Origin of the sequence: Sphingobium indicum B90A, from assembly GCF_000264945.2 — a bacterium.
Lineage (GTDB): Bacteria > Pseudomonadota > Alphaproteobacteria > Sphingomonadales > Sphingomonadaceae > Sphingobium > Sphingobium indicum.
On record NZ_CP013070.1, the window covers coordinates 2,701,875 to 2,715,530 of the forward strand.

At 68.5% G+C, this 13,656-nt stretch carries 11 protein-coding genes and 1 tRNA gene; 7 read left to right on the top strand and 5 right to left on the bottom strand.

All coding sequences use genetic code 11. From position 1 onward, the window contains the following. Nucleotides 1-55: 55 nt before the first annotated feature. Nucleotides 56-1,027: a serine hydrolase gene (locus tag SIDU_RS13125; protein WP_007682285.1), complete on the bottom strand. Its 972-nt coding sequence runs from the start codon at nucleotides 1,025-1,027 to the stop codon at nucleotides 56-58. A 91-nt stretch (nucleotides 1,028-1,118) separates the two neighbouring features. On the opposite strand from SIDU_RS13125, the gene ung reads away from it, so the two are divergent. From ung to SIDU_RS13155, 6 genes are all read left to right on the top strand, one after another. Continuing rightward, nucleotides 1,119-1,814, top strand: a complete 696-nt coding sequence (ung, locus tag SIDU_RS13130) for a uracil-DNA glycosylase (protein ID WP_007682287.1) — start codon at nucleotides 1,119-1,121, stop codon at nucleotides 1,812-1,814. Beyond that, a complete protein-coding gene (locus SIDU_RS13135; protein WP_007682289.1) occupies nucleotides 1,811-2,074 on the top strand; it encodes a hypothetical protein in 264 nt (87 codons plus the stop codon). Before ung ends, SIDU_RS13135 begins: the two co-directional genes overlap by 4 nt. A gap of 95 nt (nucleotides 2,075-2,169) precedes the next feature. Further along, the gene (locus SIDU_RS13140; RefSeq protein ID WP_007682291.1) at nucleotides 2,170-2,601 is read left to right on the top strand and encodes a DUF488 domain-containing protein; all 432 of its coding nucleotides are present in this window, start codon (nucleotides 2,170-2,172) and stop codon (nucleotides 2,599-2,601) included. Between the two features lie 216 nt (nucleotides 2,602-2,817). Continuing rightward, a complete protein-coding gene (locus SIDU_RS13145; RefSeq protein WP_025772763.1) occupies nucleotides 2,818-6,147 on the top strand; it encodes a transglutaminase family protein in 3,330 nt (1,109 codons plus the stop codon). Beyond that, entirely contained in the window at nucleotides 6,144-8,615 is a 2,472-nt protein-coding gene (locus tag SIDU_RS13150; protein ID WP_073507154.1) for a circularly permuted type 2 ATP-grasp protein, read from the top strand. The genes SIDU_RS13145 and SIDU_RS13150 overlap by 4 nt, the downstream gene beginning before the upstream one ends. Further along, complete coding sequence (locus SIDU_RS13155; protein WP_007687884.1) at nucleotides 8,612-9,502, top strand: transglutaminase family protein; 891 nt, start codon at nucleotides 8,612-8,614, stop codon at nucleotides 9,500-9,502. The genes SIDU_RS13150 and SIDU_RS13155 overlap by 4 nt, the downstream gene beginning before the upstream one ends. Before the next feature lie 39 nt (nucleotides 9,503-9,541). Here the strand turns inward: SIDU_RS13155 and SIDU_RS13160 are convergent, their stop codons facing one another. The 4 genes from SIDU_RS13160 to SIDU_RS13175 all read right to left on the bottom strand — a co-directional run bounded on the left by SIDU_RS13160 (nucleotide 9,542) and on the right by SIDU_RS13175 (nucleotide 13,466). Continuing rightward, a complete protein-coding gene (locus tag SIDU_RS13160) occupies nucleotides 9,542-9,907 on the bottom strand; it encodes a hypothetical protein (protein ID WP_007687887.1) in 366 nt (121 codons plus the stop codon). Between the two features lie 202 nt (nucleotides 9,908-10,109). Continuing rightward, nucleotides 10,110-10,940, bottom strand: a complete 831-nt coding sequence (locus SIDU_RS13165) for a sulfite exporter TauE/SafE family protein (RefSeq protein ID WP_007687895.1) — start codon at nucleotides 10,938-10,940, stop codon at nucleotides 10,110-10,112. A gap of 389 nt (nucleotides 10,941-11,329) precedes the next feature. Next, complete coding sequence (ald, locus tag SIDU_RS13170) at nucleotides 11,330-12,445, bottom strand: alanine dehydrogenase (RefSeq protein ID WP_007687897.1); 1,116 nt, start codon at nucleotides 12,443-12,445, stop codon at nucleotides 11,330-11,332. Nucleotides 12,446-12,536: 91 nt separating this feature from the next. After that, nucleotides 12,537-13,466, bottom strand: coding sequence for a peptidylprolyl isomerase (locus tag SIDU_RS13175; RefSeq protein ID WP_007687899.1), 930 nt, complete (start codon nucleotides 13,464-13,466; stop codon nucleotides 12,537-12,539). 52 nt (nucleotides 13,467-13,518) lie between these two features. Between SIDU_RS13175 and SIDU_RS13180 the strand changes: the two genes are divergently transcribed. Beyond that, nucleotides 13,519-13,609, top strand: a tRNA-Ser gene (locus SIDU_RS13180). Nucleotides 13,610-13,656 lie beyond the last annotated feature (47 nt).

The window sequence follows — 13,656 nt, forward strand, 5'->3', positions numbered from 1 at the left end:
CCTGCCTGTGTGCGCGAGCCTATCGGGAAACGGGATGGAAGTTAAGGTGGATGCGTCAGGCCGTGTGCCGATCGGGGGCGAACAGGAAATAATCATAAGCGGCTCGCGCCGCTTCGGCCATGATGCGGTCGCGCAGTTCATGGCCCATATGGTCCTTCATCACGAAGACCGAGATGACGAACATGCGGCCATCGGGCAGCGTGACGATGCCCGCGTCGTTGCCGAGGCCGTTCAGCGTCCCGGTCTTGTGCGCGATGCGCGTGCCCGGCGGCAGCATGGCGCGCAGCCGGGCCTTGCCCGTCTTGCAGCGTTCCATGATCGAGAGCATCAGCGCCGTCGTCTGCGGCCGCAGCACCCTGCCCAGGCGGATCGCGGCGAGCAGGTCGTCCATCGCGCGCGGCGTGGCGGTGTCGCGCGGGTCGGCGGCGAAGCCCAGATTGGGCATGTCGCGGGCGTCGCGCTGCGCGGCGGAGAGGCCGGATTCCAGCGCCGCTTCATCGCCATAGCCCGTGCCGACCACCTTGGCGCGGGCGAGCAGGTCGCGGGTGTTGCTGTCGACGCGCAGCCCCTTGATCCCGGCGGCGCGGACCCAGTCGTTCACCGCCTGCGGCCCGCCGGCGCGGGCGACGAGGGCGTCGGTCGCCTCATTGTCGCTGAGCGTCAGGCTCATGTCGATCAGGGTGCGCACCGGCAGCGGGCGGCCGAGGCGCATGAGCGGTTCGTCGAGGCTGAGGCTGCCCGCGTCCAGCAGCGAGAGGATCTTGGCGGCCACCGCCAGCTTGTAGGTGCTGGCCATGGGGAACAGCGTGTCGCCATTATAGGCCAGCGTCTCCCCGGTGCCGAGGTCGCGCACGGCGATGCCGACGGTGCCGTCGGTCAGCGTCGCGAAGCGGGCGAATTCGGCCATCAGGCGGGATTCGGCGCTGTGCTGGACCGGATTGGGCGTCGGGCCGAAGGCGTCGGCAGTGGGCAGCGGAGCCAGGAACAGGCCCAGAAAGGCGATCAGCTTGGTGCGAAGGCGCGGCATCCCGCCTATTTTCCCGATTCGCCGGAGAAGGGCAAGGGGCCGGCCAAGCATTGTTGACAGCGGATCGCCCGGCGGTTCATCACGCCGGGCCATGAGCGACACCATCAGGCTGGACGAGAGCTGGCGCGCCCCGCTGCTCGGCGAATTCGAAAGCCCCTATATGCAGGGGCTGAAGCGCTTTCTTGAGGAGGAGAAGCGTCAGGGCAAGCGCATCTTCCCCAAGGGCAGCGAATATTTCCGGGCGCTGGACCTGACGCCGCTGGACAAGGTGAAGGTGGTGGTGCTGGGGCAGGATCCCTATCATGGCGAGGGGCAGGCGCATGGGCTGTGCTTCAGCGTAAAGCCGGGCGTGCGGACGCCGCCGTCGCTGGTCAATATCTACAAGGAATTGCAGAGCGACCTGGGCCTGCGGCCGCCGCGTCACGGTTTCCTGGAACATTGGGCGCGGCAGGGCGTGCTGCTGCTGAACAGCGTGCTGACGGTGGAGATGGGCAAGGCCGCGTCGCACCAGAAGCGCGGCTGGGAGCAGTTCACCGACGCCATCATCCGGCTGGTCAATCAGAAGAACGAGCCGGTCGTGTTCCTGCTGTGGGGCAGCTATGCGCAGCGCAAGGCGGAGTTTGTGGACCGCACGCGGCATCTGGTGCTTAAGGCGGCGCACCCCTCCCCCCTTTCGGCGCATAACGGCTTTCTGGGGTGCAGGCATTTTTCGCAGGCCAACGCCTTTCTGGAGGAGAAGGGGCGCGGGGCGATCGACTGGGGCTTGCCGGAAACGGTGGCGGCATGAATTTCGACGATCAGTTGCACCGCTATTTCGGGGTGCGGGAACTGGAGGCGCTGACGCCCGATGCGCTGGCCGCGGGAATCGAGCATATGCGGGTGGATTTCGGGCTGGAGACGGACGGGCGGCGGCGGTTCGCGCTGTGGTCGCTGATGTTCCTGCTGGGGGCGGCGCCCGACCTGGACGAGGCGTTCGAGGACCCGGCGGACCGGGACGCGGCGCGGGACTTCATGGAGATGATGGAACGGGCCGGGGGGAACGAGTAGGGTTTCGCCGCTCCGTGTTCCTGCGACGGCAGGAACCCAGCCCCACCGCTTCAACTGGGTTCCTGCCTTCGCAGGAACACGGTATCCTGTCGGGCATGCGAATCTTCACTATCGGTTATGAGGGCGCGACGCAGGACGAGGTGATCGCCGCCCTGCGGGCGGCGGGCGTCACGATGCTGGCCGACGTGCGGGCGGTGCCGCTGTCGCGGCGGCCGGGCTTTTCGAAGAATATCCTCGCCGCCGGGCTGCGCGAGGCGGGGATCGGCTATGTCGGGTTGAAGGCGCTGGGGACGCCCGCCGCCGGGCGCGAAGCGGCGCGCAAGGGGCAGCACCGGCGTCTGGCGGAGATTTACGCGGGGCAGTTGGAACTGCCCGAAGCGATGGTGCAGGCGGCGCAACTGGTGGAGATGGCGGAGGAGCAGGCGGTCGCGCTGCTGTGCTTCGAGCGGGATGCGGGGGCCTGCCACAGGTCGCTGCTGGTCGATGCGATCATGCCGGATGCGGAGCGGGTGGATTTGGCGCCTTGAGAGTTGGGTTTGGCGGGGATGGCGAAAGACGTTCCCGGTCACCCGGCCTTACGCCGGGGTTCCGCTTCTTGAGGCTGGACGCTGGCGGCGAAGAAAGCGGAAACCCGGGGTGACGAAAGGGAGGCAGAGGGTGACGAAAGGGAGAAACGCCAGATTCTTCGATCCTGAAACGATTACATATTGCATTGCAGCAGGGGGTGGCGTTTCATCGCTTTCATGCTGAAGGCCGCGCTCCACCACCTGACATCCTATCGCTACAGCCGGCCGATCCGCCTGGGGCCGCAGGTGATCCGGTTGCGGCCCGCGCCGCATAGCCGCACGAAAATCCCCAACTATGCGTTGAAGATCGAACCGTCCGGGCATTTCCTGAACTGGCAGCAGGACCCGCACGGCAATTGGCTGGCGCGGGTCGTCTTTCCCGATCCGGTGGACCGTTTCTCGGTCGAGGTCGACCTGCTGGCCGATCTCGACATCATCAATCCCTTCGACTTCTTCGTGGAGCCTTATGCGGAGGACTATCCCTTCGCCTATGACGATCAGTTGAAGACAGACCTTGCCGCCTATTTCGACCTGGAGGATCAGGGGCCGCTGTTCGAGGCCCTGGTGGAAAGCCACAGGGGGTATGAGGGGCGGACGATCGATTTCCTGGTCGAGGTGAACCGGCAGCTTCAGAACCAGGTCGGCTATGTGATCCGCATGGAGGCCGGGGTGCAGGCGCCGGAGGAGACGCTGGAGATCGGCACCGGGTCGTGCCGGGATTCGGCCTGGCTGCTGGTGCAGTTGCTGCGGCGGCTGGGCTTTGCGGCGCGCTTCGTGTCCGGATATTCGATCCAGTTGGTGGCCGATGTCGAGCCTTTGGAAGGGCCGAAGGGGGTCAGCCAGGACGTGGTCGACCTGCATGCCTGGGCGGAGGCCTATGTGCCCGGCGCGGGCTGGGTGGCGCTGGACGCGACGTCGGGCATGTTCGCGGGCGAAGGGCATATTCCGCTCTGCGCGACGCCGCATTATCGGTCGGCCGCGCCGATCAGCGGCATGGCGGAACCGGCGGAGGTCGATTTTCACTTCTCCATGGGGGTGAGCCGCATTGCCGAGGCGGTGCGGATCACCAAGCCCTTCACCGATGCGCGCTGGGATGCGGTGATGGCGCTGGGCGCGCAGGTGGATGCCGATTTGCAGGCGCAGGACGTGCGGCTGACGACCGGGGGCGAGCCGACCTTCGTGGCGGAGAATGGCGGCGATGCGGGCGAGTGGAACGGCGATGCCGTGGGGCCGACCAAGGCGGGTTATGCCGACCGGCTGATCCGGGGCTTGCGGGAGGCTTTCGCGCCGGGCGGGATGCTGCATCATGGGCAGGGCAAATGGTATCCGGGCGAGAGCCTGCCGCGCTGGGCCTATGCGGTCTATTGGCGACAGGACGGGGTGCCGATCTGGCGCGATGCCGGGCTGATCGCGGATGAGGTCGCGCCGGAGGGCGCGCGGGCGGTGACGGCGGAGGATGCGCAGGCCTTCATCGCGCATATGGCGGGGGCGATGGGCTTTTCCGCCGATCATATCCAGCCGGTTTATGAAGACCCGGCGGTGTGGGCGGTCAAGGAGGCGGACCTGCCGGTCAACACCTCTCCCGACGATCCCAAGATTGCCGATCCCGAAGCGCGGGCGCGGATGGTGCGGGCGTTCGAGCGGGGGCTGGACCAGCCGGTCGGCTATGTGCTGCCGGTGCAGCGGTGGCAGGCTCAGGCCGCGACGCCGCGCTGGCAGAGCGAGATTTGGCAATTGCGGCGCGGGCGGCTGTTCGCGGTGCCGGGGGATTCGGCGCTGGGCTATCGCCTGCCCCTGGGGTCTTTGCCGCATGTGCCGGAGGCGGCCTTTCCCTATATCCATCCCCGCGACCCCAGCGAGCCGCGAGGGCCCTTGCCCGATTTCCGGGCGACGGTGGACGAGGTGCGGGCGCAGCCGGTGCAGCGGGTTCCCGACGCGCCGGGCGGGGCCGCCGCGCAGGATCGGGTCGAGCAAGTCCCCATCGAGGGGGCGGTGCGCACCGCCGTGACGGTGGAGCCGAGGGGGCATTTCCTGTCCGTCTTCCTGCCGCCGGTGGAGGCGCTGGAGGATTATCTGGAACTGGTCGCCGAGGTCGAGGGCGCGGCGGAGGCGATGCGGATTCCGGTGCGGATAGAGGGCTATGCGCCGCCGCCCGATCCGCGCCTGCAGGTGCTGAAGGCCACGCCCGATCCCGGCGTGATCGAGGTGAATATCCAGCCTTCGTCAAGCTGGGACGAGACGGTGGAGATCACCGAGCGGCTCTATGCGCTGGCGCGGACCTGCGACCTTACCGCCGACAAGTTCATGGTCGACGGGCGGTCGGTGGGGACCGGGGGCGGCAATCATATCGTGCTGGGGGGTCCGAGCCTGAACGATTCCCCCTTTATCCGGCGGCCCGACCTGCTGAAGAGTTTTGTGCTCTATTGGCAGCGGCATCCTTCGCTGTCCTACCTGTTTTCGGGGCTGTGCATCGGGCCGACCAGCCAGGCGCCGCGCATCGACGAGGCGCGGCATGACGGGCTGTATGAACTGGAGATCGCGCTGGCGCAGGTTCCCGCGCCGGGCGAAGGGGATGCGCCGCCGCCCTGGCTGGTGGACCGGCTGTTCCGCAACCTGCTGGTCGACGTGACGGGCAACACCCACCGCACCGAGATCTGCATCGACAAGATGTTCTCCCCCGATGGCCCTACTGGCCGTCTCGGCTTGCTGGAGTTCCGGGGATTCGAGATGCCGCCGGAACCCAGGATGAGCCTTGTCCAGCAATTGCTGTTGCGGGCGCTGACGGCCTGGTTCTGGCGGCAGCCGCAGCAGGGCGGTCTGGTGCGCTGGGGGACGGCGCTGCATGACCGCTTCATGCTGCCGCATTTCGTCTGGGCGGATTTCCTGGAGGTGCTGGGCGACCTGAAGGGCGCGGGTTACGCGTTCGATCCCCACTGGTTCGAGGCGCAGCGGCAGTTCCGTTTTCCGGTGCATGGCGCGGTGGATGCGGGCGGCGTGGGGCTGGAGATCAGCCACGCGCTGGAGCCGTGGAACGTGCTGGGCGAGACCGGGGCGATCGGCGGGACGGTGCGCTATGTCGACAGTTCGACGGAGCGGTTGCAGGTGCGGGCGACGGGCCTGGTCGCCGGGCGGCATGTGATCGCCTGCAACGGGCGGCGCGTGCCGATGACGCCGACCGCCGTGCCGGGCGAGGCGGTGGGCGGCGTGCGGTACAAGGCGTGGGCGCCCGCCGCCTGCCTGCACCCTGCCCTGCCGGTCAACGCGCCGTTGACCTTCGACGTGCTGGATAGCTGGAGCGGGCGGTCGCTGGGCGGCTGCGTCTATCATGTCGCGCATCCGGGCGGGCGCAATTACGACACGCTGCCGATCAACGCCTATGAGGCGGAGGCGCGGCGCAAGGCGCGGTTCCAGGACCATGGCCATACGCCGGGGCCGGTCGACATGCCGCCCGCCGAGGCTCCGAGCGAATTTCCGATGACGCTGGACCTGCGTTTCCGGCATCCATGACCGTGGCGAGCGCCCCTGTAATGGAAGCCGCCGGTTGGGCCGACGCCTATCTGGCGCGGGCGCCGGAGGGCGACCTGTTCGCCGGGGCGAGCGCTGAGATGGCCGGGCACTGGCGGGCAATGCTGGATCGGCTGTCGGCGCAGGCGCAGGGCGATCCGGCGGTGCTGGCCGGCAATGTCGAGCGGCAGGCGGTCGACCTGGGCCTCGCCTTCCGGCTGACCGGGGACCAGCAGGAAAGGCCCTGGCCGCTCAGCCCCGTTCCGCTGCTGATCGGGGCGCGGGAATGGACGCATATCGAGCAGGGGCTGGCCCAGCGGGCGCAGTTGCTGGAGCGGGTCATCAGCGACATCTACAGCACGCAATCGCTGGTTCGCGACGGGAAGCTGCCCGCCAGCGCAATCACCGGCAGTCCGCATCATTGGCGCGTGATGACCGGCGCGCCGCCGCCGCACGGGCATTTCGTCCATTTCTACGCCGCCGACCTGGCGCGGGGACCGGACGGGGAATGGCACGTGCTGGCCGACCGGGTGAGGACGCCGGTGGGGGTCGGCTATGCGCTGGAGAACCGGCTGGCCCTCTCCCGCGCCACCGGGGACTTGCTGGGCGCGCTCAACGCGCGGCGGCTGGCGCCGTTCCTGAGCGACCTGCGGCGCGGGCTGGCGGCGGATTGCGAGCGGAGCGATCCGCGCATCGGGCTGCTGTCGCCGGGCCGCTTCAACCAGAGCTATGCCGAGCAGGCGCATCTGGCGCGCTATCTGGGGCTGTTGCTGGTCGAGGGTGACGACCTGATCGTGTCGGACGGGCAATTGTTCGTGCGGACGATCCAGGGGCTGAAGCGAGTCGACGGGCTGTGGCGCTGGATGGACAGCCGTTTCCTCGATCCGCTGGCGTTCGACGCGGAATCGCGCATCGGCGTGCCCGACCTGTTCGACGCCTGCGTGAAGGGCGGGCTGATGCTGGCCAACTGGCCGGGCGTGGGCGTGATCGAATCGCGGGCCATGGCGGCCTTCCTGCCGGGGCTAGCGCGGGAGGTGCTGGGGGCGGACCTCATCCTGCCCAATATCGCGACATGGTGGTGCGGGCAGGCGGCCGAGCGGGCGCATGTGGCGGGGGCGATGGACGAGTTGGTGGTGGGGTCCGCCTTCGACCGGGACGTGGCGGGATTGACGGGGACGCGATTCCTGCCCGGATCGGGGCTGGACGCGAAGCAGCGGGCGGCGTTGCTGGAGGCGATGGCGCGGCGGCCGATGGACTATGTCGGGCAGGAGGTGGTGCGGCTGTCGACCACGCCCGCCATTGTGAACGGCAAGCTGACCCCCCTGCCCTTCACCCTGCGGGTCTTCGTGGCGCGGGACGATCTGGGCCAGTGGCGGATCATGCCGGGCGCCTTTGCGCGGCTGGCGGCGCATGGCGACATTCGCGCCGCGCTGATGGGCGAAGGCGACCTGTCGGCGGACATGTGCGTGCTGGACGCCAGGCCGGTGCCGCGGGACGGGCTGACGGCGGCGGCCCCGGCGATCCGGCGGGTGGGCGGCATGCTGCCCGCCAAGGCGGCGGACAATCTCTATTGGCTGGGCCGCTATATCGAGCGCATGGAGATGACGGCGCGGGTGATCCGGGCGATTGTCGGCGGGTCCATCGAGGCCGATCTGGGTCCGGCGGTCGGGTCGCCCACCATGGACCGGCTGATGGGGCAGTTGGCGCTGTGGGGCGCGATTCCGGGGACTGCCGGTGCCGTCGGGCCGCTCTGCGCGCAGGCGCTGGGCGACGGCGCGCAGCCGGGCAGCGTGCGCGCCCTGCTGGCGGCGGTGGCGGGCATCGGCGAAGGGCTGCGCGACCGGCTGGCGGTGGATTATTGGCGGCTGGTGCGGTTGCCCCTGCCCGATTTCGACGGCGGGGTGACGGAGACGCTGCTGGAAGCGTCCTCCCGCATGATCGAGCGGATTTCGGCGCTTTCGGGACTGGCGGCGGAGAATATGGGGCGGACCGAGGGGTGGCGCTTCCACGACATGGGGCGGCGGATGGAGCGGGCGATCAACGGTTGCCGCCTCGCCATGCTGTTCGCGAGCGACGGGGCTTCGGCCGACGACCTGACCGTGCTGCTGGACCTCAACGACAGCCAGATCAGCTATCGCAACCGCTATCTGGCCGGGCCGGCGCTGGCGCCGGTGCGCGACCTGGTGGCGCTGGAGCCGCATAATCCGCGCTCCATCCTCTACCAGGCGCAAAGGCTGGCGGAGCATGTCGCCGCGCTGCCGACGCTGCATGGCGACGGCATGCCGGAGGAGCCGCAAAGGCTGGCGGCGATGCTGGCGGCGCGGCTGGCGCCGATGACCGGAGACATGCTGGGCATGGCCGATCTGGCGGATGCGGAAAGCCGCTTGCTCGACCTGTCGGACGCCATCGGGCAGCGTTATTTCCTGCAACGACGCAAGGAGAGGAGCGAGGGCGGCAGCCTGCTGTCATGATCTACCGCATCCGGCACCAGACCATCGTGCATTATGATGCACCGGTGCAGTTGGCGCGCCTGAACCTGCGGCTGCGGCCCGCGCCGTGGCCGGGGCAGTGGACGTCGGACTATCATCTGGCGGTCGATCCCGCGCCCGCCTCCATCGAATCGCGGCCGGGGGCGTGGCCGGTCAATGTGGCGCGGCTGGAGATCGACAGTCCGCTTTGCCGGATCAGCATCGACAGCAGCTTCCGCGCCGGGGTGCAGGGCGGTCCGCCCATCGAGCCGCAGCCGGACGATCCGACCGTTGGCGCGGTGGCGGCGGCGGCGCTGGCGGCGCGGGACATGGGACCGGCGGGACCGGCGCATTATCTCCATGCCTCGCCGCGCGTGCCGCTGGTGGCGGAGATCGGCGCCTGGGCGGCGGACCTGATGGCGTCCGGGCGGCCGGTGGTCGAGGCGGCGCTGGAACTGGCGCGGCGGATCAAGGGCGAATTTGCCTATGTGAGCGGGGCGACCGACGCGGCGACGCCGGTGGCGGAGGCCTTTGCGGCGCGCCATGGGGTGTGCCAGGACTTCGCCCATGTGATGGTGGCCGCCCTGCGCTGGTTCGGGCTGCCCGCCGCCTATGTCAGCGGCTATCTGCGCACCGATCCGCCGCCGGGCATGGCGCGGCTGGTGGGCGCGGACGCGATGCATGCCTGGGCGATGCTGTGGTGCGGCCCGGCGCGGGGCTGGATCGGCTTCGATCCGACCAATGGGGTGATTGCCGGCGAGGGGCATCTGTTCGTCGCCATGGGACGCGATTATGCCGATGTCGCGCCGATGGACGGGCTGTTCGTCGGCGGCGCGGGGCAGAGCGTGCAGGTGATGGTGGATGTCATGCCGGAGGATGAGGCGGCGTGACGCGGGCCTTGCGGCCGCCCCATCCTCCGCCCTGCATCGTCAGCGGCCAGAGCCGTGGACGCGCACCTGTCCGCTGCGATAGCCCTTTTCCCGCATTTCCTTCGCATAGTCGCGGCGGGCGTCCGCCAGTTCCGCGCGATATTCATCCCAGGCGTCGCGCTCATCCTCCGCATCGGTGGCGTGGCGCAGGTCGTGGGCCAGTTCCTTGCGGGCTTCGGCCACATCGGTGCGATAGTTGAACCAATATTTGTTCTGCACGCCCGCGATCGGCGCGGGCAGGGTCATGTCGTCCTCCATGGCGGCGAGCCTTTCCTCATAGCTCATCGCGCCATGGGGCATGGCCGTTGCGGAAAGCGGCGCCATTGCGATCATGGCAAGGGCGCCGGCGATGGTCGAGCGTTTCATGTCTCTTCTCCTCTTCCTCGTCCCGATGCCGGGTTCAACGTGCGAGGAGCGGGATTTTGCGCATGAACGGTTGTGCAGAATGGACGAAACGCATCCCCGCGGCGACCGGCGGAAAGGACGGATCGAACAGAAATCCATTTAAATCAGTATGTTATGGAAAAATCCCGCCCATGGCCCGTGCAGGGGCCATGGGCCGGGGAATTCACATCTTCATGGCGTTGCGGAACATGACGAAGGCGATGATCACCAGATAGACGCCAAAGATCTTCTTGAGCGGGGCGGCGGGCATGGCGTGCGCGACGGCGACGCCCAGCGGCGCGGTGAGCACGGACATGGAGGCGATGGCCAGCGTCGCGGGAATGTTGACATAGCCCAGCGAACCCCAGGGCAGGCCGCCTTCCTTGAGCCCGATCAGCGCGAAGCCGATGGCGCTGGGAATGGCGATGAGCGTGCCGATGCCAGACGCGGTGGCGATGGCGCGGTGGATCGAACGGCCGCACAGCGTCATCACCATGATGGCGATGGTGCCGCCGCCGATGCCCAGCAGCGCAGAAAAGGTGCCCAGGCCGCCGGCGATGCCGACGCGGGCGATGCCGGACGGCATGGTGTCGCTGATCACCTTGCCGCCGACCTTGGGCAGCAGGAAGTTGAGCGACATCAGGAACACGCCGACCGCGAAGATCATGGTCAATATGTGCCCGTCGACCCGGCCGGCCAGCAGCACGCCGACGCCGTCGCCCAGGATGATCCACGGCGCCCAGGTCTTGAGTATCTCGAATTCCACCGCGCCGCGCTTGGCATGGGCGAGCAGCGAGCGGATCGACGTGACGATGATCGTCGCCGCCGACGTGCCGATGGCGACATGGGCGATGGCCTCATGCGTGCCGCCCAGCAGCGGCAGAACCACGAACAGCGCGGGCACCACCACGAAGCCGCCGCCGATCCCGAAAATCCCCGCCGCGAAACCGGCGAACAGGCCCGCCCCCAGCATCGCGACCAGCGGCACCAGCCAGGTCGTCAGGTCACCATGCATCAGCGCTGCTCCCCTGTCGGTGCCGTGCGGGCGGCGTTATGGAGGAATATGCCCCGATGGATCAAGGCGGCGGAAGCTGTGCAATCGACCATTTTGGAAACCCATGCCTCTCTGCGGCGGAATATAACGGGCGGGGACGATCAACTGCCCCGCTTCTTCCCAAGACGAACGAAGTCGGGGAACCCGCAAAGGGGGGTGCAATATTGTGGGAGGCGATGGGGGTGGTTGGGGTGGTTTCCCGCCATTCCCCAATTCGTCACCCCGGGCCTGACCCGGGGTCCCGCTTTCTTTCCGAGTGCACGCCCAGCCCAAGGCAGCGGGACCCCGGATCAAGTCCGGGGTGACGGTAAATGATGTCCGCAACTGGCCATAAGACGCCGGCCCGGCCGTTATCCGATCGCCCGTTCCGCAGGGATATGGGGCAGGTTCAGCGCCTCCGCCACGGCGCGATAGGCGATCTGCCCGTTCCACACGTTCAGCCCGTCCAGCAGATGCGGGTCCGCCCGCATCGCTTCCTTCCACCCCAGGTCGGCGATCCGCAGCGCGTGGGGCAGGGTCACGTTGTTGAGCGCATAGGTGCTGGTCCGCGCCACGGCGCCGGGCATGTTGGCGACGCAATAATGGACGATGCCCTCCACGATATAGGTCGGGTCGTCATGGGTGGTGGGGTGGCTGGTTTCGAAGCAGCCGCCCTGGTCGATCGCCACGTCGACCAGCACCGCGCCCTTCTTCATGGTCTTGAGCATATCCGCCGACACCAGCTTGGGCGCGGCGGCGCCGGGGATCAGCACCGCGCCGATCACCAGGTCCGCCTCCGCCACGCATTCGGCCAGGTTGGCGCGGTTGGAAAAGCGCGTCTTCGCCCGCGCCTCGAAATGGATGCCCAGCCGCTCCAGCACTTCCGGGCTGCGGTCCAGGATGGTGACGTCCGCGCCCAGGCCCGCCGCCATCTGCGCCGCGTTGAAGCCGACCACGCCGCCGCCGATCACCGCCACCTTCGCCGGCAGGACGCCGGGCACCCCGCCCAGCAGCACGCCGCGCCCGCCATTGGCCTTTTCCAGAGCGGTGGCGCCCGCCTGGATCGCCATGCGCCCGGCGACCTGGCTCATCGGCTTGAGCAGCGGCAGGCCGCCATGGGCGTCCGTCACCGTCTCATAGGCGATGCAGACCGCGCCCGACGCCATCAGATCCCGCGTCTGGTCCGGATCGGGGGCGAGGTGCAGATAGGTGTAGAGGATCTGGCCGGGGCGCAGCAGGGCGCGTTCCTCCGGCTGGGGTTCCTTGACCTTCACGATCATCTCCGCCGCGGCGAAGACGGCGGCGGGGTCTTCGACGATCTCCGCCCCGGCGCGGGCGTAGAGGCCGTCATGCGCGCCGATCCCCTCCCCCGCGCCGCTTTCCACCAGCACGCGATGGCCGTGGGCGGTCAGCTCATGCACGCTCTCCGGCGTCAGGCCGACGCGATATTCGTGATTCTTGATCTCCCTGACGGTGCCTACGATCATGACCATCTTCTCCATCATTGCCGGCGGGGGTGTAATGTCCGTTAGATAGGCATCGTTCCGGCATTTTGCCCGTGTCGGCGAAACGGCGCGCTCAGGGCGCCTGCCGGACCGGCACCGGCGCGTTGCAGAGGTCGACGCCGCCGGCGGGCCGTTCGTAGAAATCGTCCTTCCTGTTGGCCCGCAGGCGAAGATAATCGGCGAAGCTACGCGATCCCACGTCCATCGCCTGGTAACGCGGCCGCTGCGCCTCCGGCAGGTCGCTGGCGAGGCGGACGGAAAGGATGGGCAGGCGCCTTTCCCCCGCTGCGTAGAAGCCGAGGTCGCCCGATCCGCGCGGCAGGCTGGCGAGCAGGCCGATGCCCTCTATCACCCGGCCGACCAGCGCGATGTTGCGGTCGAGCTGGCGCGGGGCCTGGCCGATCACGGCGTAGAGTTCCGCTCCGGTCCCCGCGTCCGGGGACAGGTTCCGCGCCACGCCGACCATGGCGTAGCAATGGGGCAGCCAGGCCGACGTCTCGTCCATCGCCACCGGCCAGCCGTCGATGAAGCCGGTGCGCGGGGCATAGGCGTCCGGATAGGGCAAGGGCACGGGGGCGCCCTTGAGCGTGGCGAGCGGGCGGACATAGTCGGGCACGATGTTCGCGGCGATGCCGGGGGGCAGGGCCTTCTTCTCCGTCGCGTCGCCCCATTGGGCGACATAATTGTCCTGCACGCGGTAGACGCTTTCCCCGTCCCACCAGCCCGCGCGGGCGAGCGCGCGGATATTGGCGACATGGGCGGGCGCGAAATCGGGCGCGAGCTGGATGACGACCCGCTTGCCGCCCTCGACCGTCATGACCAGCAGCGCGTCGGGCGCGATCGGCCGCCAAGCGCCTGCGGGGGCCTGCGCCACCATGGCGGAGGGGGTGGCGGGCGCATCGGCGGCAAGCGCCGGGGAAGACAGGAAAAGCGCGGCCGTGAAAGCGAGGGAGCGGATTGGCATGGCGCGATCAAGCATGGGATGGAAAGGAAAGTAAAGCATCCCCTTGCCTAGCGCGCCGACGCACGATAGGGAGCCGCCTCCAGTGCAATGCGGAGCGGTGGCCGAGTGGTCGAAGGCGCTCGCCTGGAAAGTGAGTATACGTCAAAAGCGTATCGAGGGTTCGAATCCCTCCCGCTCCGCCATTTACCCATCCGTCAGCGTTTACAGTCAACCGCCGAAATGCGCGGAT